This window comes from Mycoplasmopsis maculosa, assembly GCF_900660665.1.
Lineage (GTDB): Bacteria > Bacillota_I > Bacilli_A > Mycoplasmatales > Metamycoplasmataceae > Mycoplasmopsis > Mycoplasmopsis maculosa.
Genome location: NZ_LR215037.1, coordinates 597,135 through 613,172 on the forward strand (window position 1 = coordinate 597,135; position 16,038 = coordinate 613,172).

The window sequence follows — 16,038 nt, forward strand, 5'->3', positions numbered from 1 at the left end:
ATACGAAAAGAAAAAATTTAATTTATTATTTGCGCTAGAGAATACATTATTTTTGCCAAGTTTTTTCTTTAGTTCAAATATTAATTCTAAAAAATTAGGTATTGAAAACTATAATAAAACAAATAATATTAAAAATTTAGCTAAGGATAAAATAGCTTTATCTTATTTAATAATAGGTAATAATGAATAAAAAGAAATTAATTCCCCTTGGTTTATTAACTAGCATAACTTTTTTTATTTTGTTTATGTAATGCTATAAAAAATCAAGACGATGATAAAGAAGTTATCAAGAAAAAAAGAAGAATCAAAAATTGAAGAAATACGTTATTTAATTAAAAAATAAAGACCTAGTAATTTAAATAAACCACATTGAAGTAACATGGCTGAATATTTAGATTTATTCCCTAATCATGATAGTAAATTTTATAATGATGAATATATAGTTATAAAAAATATTGAAGAATTTGAAGAAATATATAAGTATTCAAAAATAAGTGAACTAAATAATAAAAGAAATTATTATAAAAGTTTTTATAAAAGAATAGAACACCTTAAAAACGATAGTGAGCTTCATTCGTTTTTTAAAAAAGAGTTTGAAAATGATTTTTTAATAGGTGCTTTTTATGAAAAAAATAAAAAAAGAAAATAAAATTAAAACTTTTGGTTTATGAATTAATAATAAAAATTCGAATAAAGAAGATATTAAAATCTTATTTTTAATAAAAAAATTGAGATTATTTTTTTACTCATACTGTTCTAATGGAATACCCTCTTCCTCCACATAGCTAATTAGAAGTACATATAATTTCTAAAACAAAGGAAATTAAAATAGAATTATTAGAAACTGAAGATGAAATATTAAACTATCACAAAGAGTTACTTGAATACAATAAAAATAATAATTAAAAATAAAAAAAGCCACAATACAAAAAATAGAATAGCTATTGTATTGTGGCTTAAATTATTCCAATTAGATAAAGAACTAATAAAACATTTGTAATTATTAAAGTTATAAAAAATAAAGTTATAAAAATTGCTGATATTATTATATTTTTAATATTCTTTCTATATTTTATTGCATTAGATGGATCTATATTATTTACAGTATCTTTTAATATTTCATCTCGTGAATTTTGATCTAAATTTGCAATTTCTTCATTAGTTAAAATTCTAATTTTATTTATTTCATGAACAGCAGTAAAATTTAAATCTTCTTTATTTGTTGTTTTTGTATCTTTTTGTAAGGACATAGCATTTTTATTTTACATTATTTTTTATTCTTATTAAAAAAACTCCTAAAAAGGAGTTTTTAATTTAGTCTTAAAATAAAAAGATATGGTGGAGATGTCGGGAGTTGAACCCGAGTCCACATACAAAATATTTACAATAACTTTTTACAGTTTAGTCTATTTTATAGTAACATTAGTAAAACCAAAATAAACAAAAAGAATTAATAATGTTGCATATTTTTTTAATTTATAGTTTTATGCAAGAAACTATAAACTAGCTCATTAAACCAACTTAATATAAAAGAGCGTTATATTAAGCCACTTACCGTCATAACTAGACTTTGTAAGGTTTTATTAAGCAAAAGCAAATTGATTTGCTGTTGCAATGTTATTGAACATTAATTGTTCATTAATGTTAACTTTTTCTTCTTTTGCGAATATAAAGCCTAGATGCCTTTAGGTTTGCAGACCACTAAATTATCATAATACCTCATACATGTCGAAGCCATTACACCCCCATATATGTTTCAATTAATATTTTAGCATAATAAAAATCATTGCTTTTTTAAACAATGATTTTTTTAATAAATTATTTTGAAAAAGCGATATTAGCAAAACTTATTCCATTTTTAACTACTAAATTATCACTTATAAATGTTTTTCTATAGTTTGGATTCGAAGAATCAAATCTACCAAAGTTTTGATATGTTAATGATTGATCTAATCCCAACATTGGAGAAATGTCAGTATAAAAAGTGTTTGCTGAACCTGCATTTGTTAATGATTTATTAATTCTATTAGTCATTTCAGCTATATTATTATTTCCATCATTATAAATATATGAAGGAACTGAAACTGATGTTAAAGAGTTATTTGTTCTTTTAGCTCTAATCAAAGTAGAAAATGAATATGAAGCTCCTAATGATCTTTCATGTTCAGCTCTTGCAGTAGTATATAAATCTATAAATTCAGCTATTTCATAACCTGCTGAAGTTTCCATATATACTAAATAAATAGTAAATTTATTTATTCCTAAATTATACTGTGAAGCTAAAAAATTATCATCCCCTCAAACATTTTCATTTGCCGTGATAGAACTTACTAAAATATTATTTGAATTAGGACTATGTTCTCCTAAATTCATTCCTGTAAAACCTAATCTTTGTGTTAAATCTATTGAAAATGATTTATTTGTATTATCAAAAGGAGTTCTATAAGTAATCTTTAAATTTGGATAACCTTGTCTAATTAACTCATCTTTTTGTTGTTGACTTATATCTATTTTTATCTTACTTCTTATAGCTAGTTTACCGTTTGATTTTAAATGATTAGGAATAAATGAAGAAGAAATAATAGCATTCTTGAATTCATCAGAAACTTGTAAACCACTTTCTCTTAAATTTTGTCTCATATTATCATAAATGCTGTTAATTACGTTGTTATCTCTATTTGATAAAAATCTTGTATATCCTATATGATCATTATTAAAAACAAATCCATTTCAAGTTTGTTTCCCACGTTTTAGTAAAAACATTGTGTCTTTCTTTTCAAATTCTATATCTACGGCTTTTATAACTATTTTTTCGATTTTTTCTTCTAAATCAGAAACTTCATTTTTCATTCCACCGACAATAGAATCTTCTGTAGCATTATCAAAGTTATTGTTTTCACTACCAACTAATGAATTAAGCTTATTTGTTTGTGTAGAAATCTCAGAATCAAGTGCTGAATTTTCAGCTTCAAGAGCATTAATTTTATCTCAAAGCTCTTTCACTAAACCGTTAACAACATTTCTGCCTTCATTAGTTATTGTTTGATTTTCATCCTGATCATTAGTTATAATTCTTAATAATTCTTTGTATTTATTAATTGAAGCTGACAATTCAGATATTGAAGATATCAAATCATTTTCATGGGATAATAAATCTCTTAAATTGCTCTTTAACGTTTCATGATTTTGAGTTTTATTGCTTTTATCATTTGTTAATTCATTAACTTTATTGTTTAATTCTGTATGAATAGAAGTTAATTCTTGAAGATTTGTTTGTTTTCTTCCCAAGTCAATTTGTAATGTTTGAATTTCATTTAGTAAATCATTTTTAGTTTGTTCAAAAGTAGATTTTTCAGAATTTTTTTCATTTATTTCTTCTTGTTTTTGTGAAATTTGATTTTGTTTTTCAAATATTTCTTGTTCTAATTCACTATTAGAACCTGATTGTGAATTTTTTTGTTCTACTAATCTTTGAATTTCTTCTTGTAATGAAGATTTATTTCTATTCAATATTTCAATTTCTAAATTTAAATTTGAAATGTTTTGATTTAAATTTTCTAATTCTTGTTCTTTTGCAGAAATATTCATGGTTAAACTATTTAAATCACTTGTTAAAGATTGTACTTCTGATTCTAAATTTATTTTTGTTTCTTCAAGTCTACTTTTTTCCTGCTCTAATTGAGTTTTATTTGCTTCCTTTTGTGAAAGTGAAGATTGTAATTCATTGTTAAGATCGGTTAAGTTCCTAATTGAATTAAACAAGTTATTTAATTCTAATTCTTTAGAAGAAATATCGTTTGTGCGAGAAGATTTATTTGTTTCTAAACTTTGAATTTCATTTTGATTATTTGAAATTTCGCTTTCTTTTTCTTGAATTTCTTGTTCTTTTTCAGCAATTTGACGTTCTAATTCTTGTTTTTCTTGTTCATTTCTTGTTTTTTTATCAGTTAATTCTTGTTTTTGTGTTTTGAGTGTTTGAATATCATTCAATATTGTTTGATTTTCAGATCTCAATGTTTCTATCTGGTTATTGATTCTTGAAATATCATGATTAATATTATCTATATCTCTTTGTTTTTCTGAATATTGGTGTTCTAAATTTGTTTTTTCCAATTCAACATTAGAAATATTGTTTTTCAATATTCTAATTTCTTCAGCTAAGTTGTTATTATCTTGAATATACTTATCTAAATCTTTTGTAGCTTCTAATAATCTAGAAATTTGATTTTGTTTATTATTTAAATTATTTTCTAGTTCTGCTAAAGATTGTATTTTTCTTTCTTTTTCTTGTTCTAATTGATTTTTTTCCCTTTTAGCTACATCTATTTGGTTATTTACTTCTCTTAATTCTTCTGCTTTTTCTTCCCCTTGTCTTCTTAATTCATCAGCTTGAGAAGTTAAAGTTTGAATTAATTCTTATTTTTCAGCAATTTGTCGTTCTAAATCATTAATTTCATTCTGCAATCTTGTTTTTTAGTTATTTAATAATTCTTTTTCAGTCTCGAATCTTGAAATTAATTCATTTTTTTCTTGTTCTTTTTCATTATATTTTTGATGTAATTGTTTAACGATGCCATTTTGTGCAGCTTCTGCTAAATTATCAAAATTAAAATCTTTATCATCCGTACCAATTAAACTTATTAGCATAGATTTATATTTTTCAATATTTTCATTATTAGAAGATTTTAAACTTTTTGAAGCTTGTATTTCAGAATTTAATGATTCAATTATTCTATTTTTCTCTGTGATTGAATTTGAAATATCAGAAATTTGTCTAGCTAAATCTTGATTATTTTGAGTTTTACTTTCTATTTGATTAGTCAAACTATCTACATCAATTTCTAATTGTTTTATTTTAGCTTTATTATCATTAATTAAGAGTGATATATCATTTATTTGTTTTCTTAAATTATAAACTATAGAATTTTCTAGCGCTTCTTTACCGTTATCACCTATTGAATATTCTTCGCTTTCACCAAGTAATTCAGACAGTTTGCTTTTATATAAATTATTTGTTTCTATAGAATTAGATTCAATTTTTTTATTGTTAGATATTACTTTATTTAAATTATCTAAAATTTGATTCGATAAAAATAATGAAGTTGTTAAATAATTATCAAGTGAATTTGATTCAATTACTGAATTTATTTCTGTTTCACTTGTTATAACTAAATTATCTAAAATTTCATTTGAAACAAATGTTTCGTTTAGCACCTCAAATAAACTGTTTATATTTATAACAGAACTTAATAATTCAACAAGTTTAGAAGTTGATGTCTTTAATTTATTATTTGCGGTTTCTAATTCAACTCTTTTAATGTTTAAGTTATTTCTTAAGTTATCTGCTTCTGAAATTAATCTATTTTTTTCTTCATTTAATCTTGCTATTGTTTCTTTATAGTTATTTTCTTTTATTTTAAATTCACCATTTATTGTCGCGATAGCATCTTTTAATGTTGATATTCTTGATTGATAAATTCACAATAAATATTTTTGTTGTTTTAGTAAATTATTCTTTTCTTTAAGTAATTCTTTATTTTCTTGTTTTAAATTATTAATTTGATTAACTAATTCATTTTTCTCATTATCAAATGATGATTTTATTTCATTTAATCTCGCCAATAATTCTTTGTTATTATTTTCCAATAAATCTTTTTCACTGGTTAATTCGTCAATATTTGAAAATAAATAATATACTAATGATTTATTATCTAAATTATTTTTATGTAGCTGATTTATATTTTTATCATAATTCTTGCCAATTAATAAATTTATAACTTGTTCTACATTATTTCTTTTAATTTCTAATTGTTCTAAATCTAATTTTTTTTCTAATAAAAATTTATTGTTATTTACTTCTTGTTCATTTTTTAATTTAATTAAATTTTCTAAATATTGAATATCTTTTTTTCTTGAATTTCTAGTTTCATTTGATTCTTTTGCATGAAAAATAATAGGAATTGAGGCAGAAGATATAAAAGCTGCACCTGCTAAAACACCGAGAATAGTTGCAATTTTTTTATTTCTTGTCATAATATCTCCTTTTATTTTTCAGCGTGGATGCTAATAAAATTAACCCCTGAATCTAATGTTAAGTTAGCAGTTGCAAATGTTTTTCTAATATACCTATTTAAATCTCTATTAATTTTATCATGGCTAAATGGTTCTCATTGACCACCAGGTCCTTTTTCACCATAAAGAGCCGTAAATGTAACATTAATTCAAGTGCCGCCAGTAGTAGGAATACCCCCACCAGTTCCTAATGAATTTAAAGTACCATCATTATTAAATGTTTCTAACCCGTATCATGGAACATTTGTACTAGTTTTACTTCCTAAATTAATCATAGACCTTATATTAAAACCAATAACATTAGAATAAGCAATTTCTGGCTCATCTAAAATTTCTAAAATTTCAAAGCCATCTGAGACTTTTATATAAGCTAAAATAGTCTTAATTTTATTTATTTAAGTAACATTCCCAAAAAAATACTGTACTTAAGTCAAATTATTTTAAATTTATTTGAATGGTAATTTCATTATAACAAAAAAAGTTGCTCATTATTTAATAAATTTTTAAAGCTTCATTTGTCACCCTTTTTAATAGCTATAACAGGAGTACCATTTTGATTAATCGATAAAGTAATTAATTTATTAAAATTTGCATAATTAAATTGACTTGTTTTAACTTGAATAAAGAACTTATTTAAATCATTTTTAATTACTAAATCAACTCCAAAAAACTTGTCTAAACTCAAATTAGGCAATTTTATTACATAGCTTTTATTATTAAATAGCGCTGATAGCTCCATAATTTGCTTATATTCAACGAAATTATAGTAAAACATAATTTTATATATCTTTTTAAAAAGCGCCTCGTTAAACGCATTTTTATTAGTTAGTCATAATTTTAGTTTTATGCAAAATATTCGTGAATATTTGCTTTTAAATTCATTATAAGTTTTAAATTTAAACTTTTTTAAGATTTGTTTTATATCGATGCCGAGTTCTTTTGCTGTTGGAAGATTTATTTTCATATTATAAAATTATAATAAAAAAAGCGCCCCCCTCTATGTATGTTCATAATACCAAAGTGGGGTATTAGCACCTACGGGCGCCGATATAAATCTACTAAATAAATTATAATACAAAAAAAATAAAGTCCCAAAATAAAATGATATAATTATTATGCAGAGTGAAGACTGCAAAAAACATAATACTATTATTGACTAACAGCCTTCACTTTTTGCAGAGTGAAGCTTTTTATTTTGCTTTTAAGGAGAAATTATGAAAAATAAAACAAATTTTTTAGACAAAAACATTATTTTAAAGAGCATAGCGTTATAAAAAAACGCTAAACCCTCTAAAGTGAAGATCGAGAATTTAGCATATTAATTATATTACAAATTAATATATATTAATACTAAATTATTTCAAAATGTATAGAATTAACGAATTAATTCAAAAATTTTTGTCTAAAAAATCAAATAAGAATGTGAAAAAATCAACTTTTTGATATTATGAATACTATTTATCAAAATTAGAAGATTTTGAAAGACCAGAAGATTTAATTATTCAAATGAATAAAATATTAAAAACTAATACAGAAAATCAAAATTCAAAATCTTTAAAATATAGAGTTTTTAAAAACTTTTTAAACTATTTAAGAGATTATAATCGTATTTATTTTGAAAATATTGATGATTTATCTAAATATACACCTATTCCTACGCGCCGAGGATTTACAGATAAAGAAATAAACTTTTTATTAAAAGAATTAGAATCTTATTCAAATCAAAAGCTTAATTTTTATTTTAAATTTTTATTACTAACCGGATTGCGTGTTGGTGAATTAAAAAACACTAATTTAAACGAACTAATTGAAAATAATTTTACAATGCAAGTTCAAGCAGAAAAAAATAATAATCCTCATACAATATTATTTCTTGATGATTACGAAAATTTAAGTTATAAAAAATATATAAATAATATAAAAGAAGAAATTATAAAATATAAGGATGATTTTAATTGAACAGCTAAATCTTTGCAAAATCAAATAAACATTTTTAAAAATTATGTTTTAAAAAAATATCCTAAATTTAAATGTAATATCAGTGCTCATATTTTAAGACATACTTATATTACTCAACTTATGATATTAGGATTAACACCAAGCCAAATTCAACAATACACTGGACATAAAAATATAAATACTGTAATACATTATTCTCACACAAACTTAGACCAAATGAGAAATCAATATGAAAATATTTTTACAAATAATCAAAAAAGAGCTTATTTTGATGAATTTAGTGATGCTGTTGTAAATAAAATCCAAAAAGCTAATATTGAAGTTGAAAATAAAAATAATAGTAATAACTATTTATTTATTTCAAATTGCCATAATCAATTAAATATTTTAAGAAGAGCTGTAAAAAGTTTAAAAAAAGAGAGCTAAAATACTCTCTTATTTTTTATTTTTAAGAAATAATTGCAGCACTAGCTTCTTCCTTGTTTAAAAGTTTATCAGAAGAAGTTGTTTCTGAATTATTATTTGAAATAATAGGAATAAATTTATTATTGATAAATGTACTTAAAGCTTCTGTACTCTTTTTTAAATCTTCTAATTCATTTAATTCTTGTTTTTGTTTTTTTATAACATTATCTTTTAAATTAAGTTGGTCTAATAAAGCAGAAGTTTTATTTTTTTCTATTTCCAATAATTTTTGAGCTTCTAAAATTCTATAGTCTAAACTATCTTTTGTATTTTCATAATGTGATAATTTTGTTTCATATTCTTTAATTAATTTAGCTTCATCTCTATTATCATAAGCTTTAATACGTTCTTCGTAACGACTAATAATTGTAGTAGCTCTAAAAAGCTCAATTTCTTGCTTTTTAATTGTTGTATCAAGTTCTACAATTCTAGATTTATAATCTTTTTCTTTCTCAAGTCAATCTAAGCGAGCTTTTTCAAAATCTTGTGATAAAAGTTTAATTTTTTTGCCTGCTCCAAAAATTTTTAAAAAACTTACAATAAAAGCTATTATCACGCCTAAACCACTTCCACAAGCGGTTACAATTTGAATTATTAATTGAGTTTCCATTTTATTTTCCTTTTTATACTGTTAAATATGTTACCCAAGCTCCAGTTATTTTTCAATAACTTTGAGCAGAGTTGTTAAATAAACTACCAACGTGTTTAAAACGTATTTGATTATCATATAAGTTTACAAAAGCTATTGAAGTATAGCTGCTTCAATTTCCGTCGTACCCTTCTTCACAAAGCCCAAAAGTATATGTTTGCTTATAATCTATATCATTTTTGTCTGAGTAAAAAATAGAACCATAGCATTTTTTGTTAGAAGAGTTAGTAAATTCTAATTTTATAAAAGCTGGCGTTTTTTGAATTGATAAAGAAGCGCTAGAACCTACGGCTATATTTAAAGTTGTTGCATTTACTTCTGTTCATTTTAGGCTTGTTGTTGCATTAGTTGAAGAAGAATTATTTTGCTTAATTTGATTTATTTGATTTTGCAATGAGGTTAAAGTACTTTGAATTGTCGCGATATTACTTTTAATAGTACCTAAATCAGTTTTATGTACTTCAATAATTTCTTTAATAGGATCTATTTCGTCGTCGAGAGTATCCCTTATTACATAATCTTCTGATAACTTATTATTAATTTCATTAATATTAGAAGTATTTTTTGTTATTTTAGAATTAAAATCGTCTTCACTATTATTTAATTGCAATGATAAACTTCTAAATTTCGATTCTAAAGAATTAGTTATACTTTCAACCGCTGGCTTTCAACTATTTAAAGAACCTATTTGTGTAATTAATGTATTAGTTTTACTAATTTGGTCATTTAGTGTTTCAGTTGCTGAAGATTTAAAAGACACAAGACTTTCATACTTGTTATTGTAATCTTCTCTTATAGCATTCATATTTCGAACAGTTTGAGCATCTAAAGCACTATTGGCTGTTAAATTAGCTCTAATTTCTTCAATACTTTGAGTATGTACTAAATCTTTACCATTTAATAAACCAATTTGAGAAGCTATAGATTCTTTATATCCTTCAAATTCGTTAGAGTTTAGTTTTTGTGTAACTTCTTCATTTAAACTAGCCAAATCACTAACAGAAGCTTTGCTAATAGATACTTGATTTAAGTCGCGTTGAATTGTAGGTAAAAGACTTTTAATAATTCTTATATCAGCATTAAATTCTTCATTCTTTTGCTTAATTGGATTAATATTATTTTCTAAGCTTTCTTTAAGTACATATTCTTCTAATAATTTACTGTTAATTTTTTCAATATCAGAAGTATTTTTTGTTATTTTAGAATCTAAAGTAATTCTTAAAGAATGTTCTGATTCATTTATTCTATTACTTAAATTATTAGCAGTACTTAAAATATTATTGCTTAGTTTAGTATCTAAGCTTTCAATTTTAGAACTTGTGATTTTATCTAGAATGCTATTATTTTTTAAATCAAAATTTAATGCTTCAACTTTGTTTTTTACATTAACAAAAGTATCAATTAATTTTGTAGCTATATTTTCGCTTTCTAACTCATTGATTTCTCAGTTATCTCTTGTTAAAAATGAAATAGCTTTTGGGCTTAATAAATCATTAAAATTTTGGTATTTTTGACCATCAAAATTGACAACAAAAGAAGAATTAATTAAACTTTTTTTATTAGCAAAATCAGGAAAGTAATTATTTGACAATCTATAATTTAGTTCTGAATAAACAGCATTTTTTATATTTGATAATCTAATAGTACCTAAAATATTTTCTATTTCTTCTGAAGTTATATCACCATTAAATAAAGTTGTTAATACTTGATTAATAAATAAATCACAAACTATTAAAATATTTAAACTTTCTTTATTAAAAAAATCAATTTCATTTATTGTTTCATTTATTTTTTTAAATTGATAAGGTATTTTTATTTCATTACCATAATAGTAATTATTTTTAAATTCATTTATATTAATTTTAAATTTTTCTAATGTAAGCATTATTTTCTTTTTCTACCTCTTCCTGCTGGCATAACTCTTTTAGCTGTTGAGCCGCTATATCTTACCGAAACAGCATTGCCTATTTTATGATTTAAAATTGATTTATTAATAATTTTTGATGCAGCATTCATTGTATAAAATGAACTTCCAGTCGCTATAGATCTTACTGTCGCTTGAACACCTGATAAATATTTTAATTTTGGTGCTTTTGTTACTTCTTCCTTTATACCTTTTAAAATTTCATCTTTCCAATTTATTTTTTTCTTTTTAGCACTAAAAAAACTAATAGTTTCATTTTGAACAAATAGAATCGACTTAGCTAAATAATTAAAATTCGAAATTATATTTAAAAAAGCAGGTATTTTACTTTTTGATATAAAATGTTTATAATTTCGCAATAATGCACCAATTTTTCAACCTCAAGCAAAATTCTCTAAATAATATTTACCAGGTGAATCTGAATTAATTAGTTCTAAAATTTTTACTAAACTTTTATTAAAAAGAAAGACTGGCTCTTTTTTGTTTGTTGAATCAGCTTGAAATTTAATAATAGCATTAGCATATATAGAATTTCATGGGTCGTTTGATTTTTGTATAGTTACTCTATCTAATCAACTACTATTTAATATGATATTTTTATAACCTTGCTCAATAGTTTTATTAGTACCTTTAATAAATTTTTTTGGAATAGCTTTGCTAACAAAATTATTTCATTTATCAGATAAAGCTTTATAAGGTTTTTTTAAAATTAATTCAGTTACTTTTTTTGCTGCGTATCTAGGTGACCTTAATAAGGTATATGTTGTTCTTGCATAATGCATTATTTTTGCTGCTTTATTAAAAGTTTTTTTTAAATTATTAATTTTATTATTGGCATTAGATATATTTATTGAATTTAGTACTTTATTATTTTCTGAAAAAAGCCTTTTAATTTCATCTATATTATTATCAATTGAATTGAATGAATATTTTCCAATTTTGTCTATTTTAGCTGTTGTTCCAAATTTATTAGTAACTTTACCTACTTGTTTAAGTTGATTATTTAATTCACTATTAACTAACTTTACTTTATCAGCTATTGAAAAAAATCTATTATGTTTTATAGTATTTAAGCGTACTCTTAAAAATTTTGAAACAAAGGGAATTAAATTAGTCGCTGTACTTAAACCAAATTCTTTTAAATCTATTTCAAAACCATTATCAAAATAGTTAAATAATAAATCTACAACTGTATTTAAAGAAAAATCTAATAATGTTCCAACGCCAGGTGCTACAACATTAATAGCTTCTGAAGCAAAAGACACACCAACTGATATAGCGAATCTTAAAACCCCACTTAAAATTTTGTATCAAATCGTTTTATGATATTTGTATTGATTGCTTATTTCTTTTCTTTTTATGTATGGTAAATTGTTAATATTATAACTGCTAGCTAAAAGCATAATTATGATTTTGCAATATATCTAATAGTTGATTCGTAAATAATTCCAGCTAAGCTCATAGCCTCAAAATACATACCTAAATCGTTTGTGATTCCTAATGTGCCTATATTAGCTGCATTTACTTCAACCATTGAAGCCATTGTAAATGTTGTAGCTATAATTGCATCAGCTTCGTTTAAGTAAGGACAAGCAAATATTTTGTAGCCATTTATTGTATTTATAGCTTTAACGCCATCTAATGCAGCTGATTGAGCAAAATTACCTATGATCATATCTGCAGCTAATTTGTTAAAAATTTCGTCTTTAACAAAAATAACAATATCTTCACGATCAACGCCATTAATACCATCTGTTTTACTTTCTAGTTTTTGCAATTTAATCGCTTCTTCAGATAAAGCTAATCAGATATTTTTTCCAGATAAAGTTGATAAATCTTTAACTGTTTTCTGATTTGATAGTGAAGACATTTTATCTTCAATGATTTTAAATCCTGCTTTTTCATGTTTTTTAATAAAATCATTTTGTGCTCTATCTAATTTAGCTGCTGCTACATTAGGTAAGCCTAAATTCATATCTGCTCTTGTAAAACCAATTGCTTGCATTTCTGGTGTATTTCAATGAATTGAAACACTTTCTAATAAAGGGATTGATACAGATTCAATACCTGCTTTAGTTTTAGGACTAAAATCTTGTCCTATATTTTTTAAAAATGTAACAACTGATTTGTTTCCGTCTTTAATAGTTAATTTTGTTCCTAAATTTCCAATTAAAGAAGTATTAATCATATAATTAGTTACTTCACTTAATTCACTAGGATTTAAACTTAAATTAGTACTTTCATTTGATTTTTTAGCGTATAATGCGCTTGTAAATTCTGACATTTATTTTCTCCTTAAAATTATATTTTTCTAGAACCAAAACTTAGCCTTTCAACATTTTCAAAAGTTTTAATTTCATTTGCTATTATTTTTGAAGGCTTAATTATTTCTTGTTCAAGATTATTATCATGAGCATATTTTTTTATTGAATCATTAATATTTAAAATATCAATAGAATCGACGTCTAAATTTTCTAAATTAATATTTTTATAATTTAAATCTTTTAGTTTTTGACTGAAAAAATCTTTAATTTTTTGTGATTGTATTGAATATGATTGATTCAAACTATTAATTTGTTCAGTTAATTTAGTTTTTTCATTTTCACTTAAATTAATTTTTTGATTTAATTCTTCAATGATTTCAATTTTATTTTTAACTTTGCCTTTTATGAATTGCTCAATTTCATTTTTATCGGTAAAAAGAGCATAAAATCCCAATTTTTGTGCTAATTGTTTTGAGTCAAAATCATCACTTAAATTTAATTTATTTTTTAAGTCTTCTTCTGATATTTCAAAAATTTTAGCTAAATTTTTTAGTAATTCCATTTTACTGTTATCCTCCGTCTTTTTTAGGCAGCAGTTCCTGTAAAAATTAATCAATTAAAGTAATGTAAAAGTCTGTTATATTTTTGTTTATGTCTGAATTAAATAAATTAACAAAATTTATTTTTTCATTAGTTTTATTTTTTTCAACTTCATTAGATGATTTTTTAATTTCAGAATAAGCTATTTCTTCAGGTAAAAATAAACCTTTTAAATAATATGAATCTACGCCATTAAAATCAAATGTATAATTATCTTTTATAAAATCAGAAAAAATACTTTTATATGTTTGATTATCTACAATATATTCATTTTCTTCCATTTTACTTAAAACAGAATTACTGTTTTGAGAAGAAACAAGTTCAGTTTCATTAATTTCATCATAATAAACATAAGCACCTCATCAAAAAAATGATTTGTGTACTTTTTTATTTGAAAAATATGAAAGAGGATTATTTATTTCATTAGTTTCTCTATAAACTTCAATATATGGAGAATAAGCTTTTGAGCTTAAATTTGTTTCATTTAATTCATAAGTATATCAGTTACTTGTAAAATAATCTATATCAGTAAATGTTTTATTTGAAAAGTAATTTTTTATATTTTCTTTTAAAATATTTGCTACTTCTTCTCTACTCATTCATTTTTCTTTATCTTTTAAATAATATCTTGTTCATGAAGCTTCAATTTTGTTAACTCTATAATTTTGCTCTGCAAATAAATTTCTAAATTTAATAATAATGTCTTCATAAGTTGTAGCTTCTGAATAACCTCAATGATAATAATTATCAAATTGTAAATCTTTTGGTCATAAAGGTATAAATACTTTTTTAGAATTTATATCTACTTTTTTTATGCTTCTAATTGCATTTAAAAAATTTGATTTATTAGGCAATTCAACTAAATACTTATAGCTATTATCATTAATTTTTAAGCCATCTGTATCTACTGTCATTTCTTGTAATTCTGAAGGAAGTGTTGAAAAAAAACTCTCATTAATTTTTTTAGGCGTTATATCATAAGTTTTAAATTCTTGATTTATCACTTTTATATTTCAAAAATTAGATGATATCTTAAAATCTTCAATGCCGAGTTCTTCAAAATAAAAAGGTAATATATTTTTGTGATTATTAGTAATACCGCCGTCAACACAATAAGTAGACTCTCAAAATGAAGAACACATCTTAATTAAAAGTAAAGCTAATTCTTTTGAAGAAGGCTTAATTTTTTTAAGTAATATATGTATAGCTAAACTTAAATATTCTTTTACAGAATTACCACCATATACATTAGTTTTAAATTCTTCCTTTGAAGTTGAATCAATTCCATGGAATCCGGTTTTTAAATTTCAAACTATTTTATGTATTTTTTTAAGTTCAGTTAAAATATTATTTAATTCATCATTATCAGAACCTAATATTTTTAAATTTTTATCTAATTTAAAATCATTTATATTTAAAATATTAAAATCTTTAAATTGAGGAAAGTATAAACTTGTTTTATGTGGTGATACTTTTATTGGATTAGCTATTGTATAAAAGTTATTATTTTCTAATTTATAACTTTTAAAAAAGTTTGTATTTTTATCTTTAACTAAAATTTCACTTAATAATAAAGTTTTTGGTATTAAAATTTTAAAATCACTTAAATTTTCTTCTTCTAAAATAATTATTTTAAATTTATTTGAAATACAATAATTTTCTAAAGTTGAAGCTACAACAACTACTGAAGCTTCATTTTCATTATTTGGACTATTTGTTTGATTTATACTCTCTGCAACAAAATAATTCTTTTTTTCATCTCTTAATAATAAAAATTCATTACCTTTTAAATCTAATTTACTATCCAAAACAAAATTTATTTTAAGATCATTTGTTAAGGAAGAAGCTTGAACCAAGCTATTATTGTAAGAATAATCAGAGCTAAAGCCAGTATTCCAAAACCCACTCATTGCGCTCATCATGGGCCTCTTAGAAAATCCCACACTTCCACTATTCAAGTTCAAATTTTGTCTGCCATATGGTCACCTTATAAAATTAATTGAATTTGGAGAAGTTTTTAATTTTGAAGAATCAATTATTTTATATTCGAATTTTTTTAATACTGATTCATCAACTAACTCTCTTATATCTGTTAATTCCATTTT

The 16,038-nt window shown here is 23.1% G+C and carries 14 protein-coding genes and 1 other RNA gene; 3 read left to right on the forward strand and 12 right to left on the reverse strand.

Features of this window, described 5'->3' with window-relative positions; genetic code table 4:
• Positions 1 to 52: 52 nt before the first annotated feature.
• Both EXC47_RS03910 and EXC47_RS02490 read left to right on the forward strand, forming a co-directional pair.
• Positions 53 to 190 carry a hypothetical protein gene (locus EXC47_RS03910; RefSeq protein WP_165255952.1) on the forward strand — a complete coding sequence of 46 codons (138 nt, stop codon included), beginning with the start codon at positions 53 to 55 and terminating at the stop codon, positions 188 to 190.
• 189 nt (positions 191 to 379) lie between these two features.
• Positions 380 to 649, forward strand: coding sequence for a hypothetical protein (locus EXC47_RS02490; RefSeq protein ID WP_129646816.1), 270 nt, complete (start codon positions 380 to 382; stop codon positions 647 to 649).
• Between the two features lie 307 nt (positions 650 to 956).
• Here the strand turns inward: EXC47_RS02490 and EXC47_RS02495 are convergent, their stop codons facing one another.
• The 6 genes from EXC47_RS02495 to EXC47_RS02520 all read right to left on the reverse strand — a co-directional run bounded on the left by EXC47_RS02495 (position 957) and on the right by EXC47_RS02520 (position 7,036).
• On the reverse strand, positions 957 to 1,250 hold the full coding sequence (locus tag EXC47_RS02495; RefSeq protein WP_129646818.1) for a hypothetical protein: 294 nt from the start codon (positions 1,248 to 1,250) through the stop codon (positions 957 to 959).
• A gap of 86 nt (positions 1,251 to 1,336) precedes the next feature.
• Positions 1,337 to 1,747, reverse strand: a transfer-messenger RNA (tmRNA) gene (ssrA, locus tag EXC47_RS02500).
• Between the two features lie 71 nt (positions 1,748 to 1,818).
• A complete protein-coding gene (locus tag EXC47_RS02505) occupies positions 1,819 to 4,140 on the reverse strand; it encodes a hypothetical protein (RefSeq protein ID WP_129646820.1) in 2,322 nt (773 codons plus the stop codon).
• A 333-nt stretch (positions 4,141 to 4,473) separates the two neighbouring features.
• Positions 4,474 to 6,033 (reverse strand): coiled-coil domain-containing protein, encoded by a 1,560-nt coding sequence (locus EXC47_RS02510; protein WP_129646822.1) that lies wholly within the window; start codon positions 6,031 to 6,033, stop codon positions 4,474 to 4,476.
• Positions 6,034 to 6,044: 11 nt separating this feature from the next.
• Positions 6,045 to 6,347 (reverse strand): hypothetical protein, encoded by a 303-nt coding sequence (locus EXC47_RS02515; protein ID WP_129646824.1) that lies wholly within the window; start codon positions 6,345 to 6,347, stop codon positions 6,045 to 6,047.
• 191 nt (positions 6,348 to 6,538) lie between these two features.
• Entirely contained in the window at positions 6,539 to 7,036 is a 498-nt protein-coding gene (locus EXC47_RS02520) for a hypothetical protein (protein ID WP_129646827.1), read from the reverse strand.
• Positions 7,037 to 7,437: 401 nt separating this feature from the next.
• Here EXC47_RS02520 and EXC47_RS02525 point away from each other — a divergent pair, with 401 nt between their 5' ends.
• Positions 7,438 to 8,457, forward strand: a complete 1,020-nt coding sequence (locus tag EXC47_RS02525) for a tyrosine-type recombinase/integrase (RefSeq protein WP_129646829.1) — start codon at positions 7,438 to 7,440, stop codon at positions 8,455 to 8,457.
• 22 nt (positions 8,458 to 8,479) lie between these two features.
• On the opposite strand, the gene EXC47_RS02530 is transcribed toward EXC47_RS02525, so the two are convergent.
• Genes EXC47_RS02530 through EXC47_RS02555 form a run of 6 tightly spaced genes read right to left on the reverse strand, consistent with a single transcriptional unit; the run spans position 8,480 to position 16,035 of the window.
• Positions 8,480 to 9,106: a hypothetical protein gene (locus tag EXC47_RS02530; protein WP_129646831.1), complete on the reverse strand. Its 627-nt coding sequence runs from the start codon at positions 9,104 to 9,106 to the stop codon at positions 8,480 to 8,482.
• Positions 9,107 to 9,119: 13 nt separating this feature from the next.
• Positions 9,120 to 11,030, reverse strand: coding sequence for a hypothetical protein (locus EXC47_RS02535; RefSeq protein ID WP_129646833.1), 1,911 nt, complete (start codon positions 11,028 to 11,030; stop codon positions 9,120 to 9,122).
• Positions 11,030 to 12,472, reverse strand: a complete 1,443-nt coding sequence (locus EXC47_RS02540) for a hypothetical protein (RefSeq protein WP_129646835.1) — start codon at positions 12,470 to 12,472, stop codon at positions 11,030 to 11,032. The genes EXC47_RS02535 and EXC47_RS02540 overlap by 1 nt, the downstream gene beginning before the upstream one ends.
• A 2-nt stretch (positions 12,473 to 12,474) precedes the next feature.
• Complete coding sequence (locus tag EXC47_RS02545; RefSeq protein ID WP_129646838.1) at positions 12,475 to 13,353, reverse strand: hypothetical protein; 879 nt, start codon at positions 13,351 to 13,353, stop codon at positions 12,475 to 12,477.
• A gap of 17 nt (positions 13,354 to 13,370) precedes the next feature.
• Positions 13,371 to 13,895 (reverse strand): hypothetical protein, encoded by a 525-nt coding sequence (locus tag EXC47_RS02550; RefSeq protein WP_129646840.1) that lies wholly within the window; start codon positions 13,893 to 13,895, stop codon positions 13,371 to 13,373.
• Positions 13,896 to 13,941: 46 nt separating this feature from the next.
• The gene (locus EXC47_RS02555; RefSeq protein ID WP_129646842.1) at positions 13,942 to 16,035 is read right to left on the reverse strand and encodes a hypothetical protein; all 2,094 of its coding nucleotides are present in this window, start codon (positions 16,033 to 16,035) and stop codon (positions 13,942 to 13,944) included.
• Positions 16,036 to 16,038 lie beyond the last annotated feature (3 nt).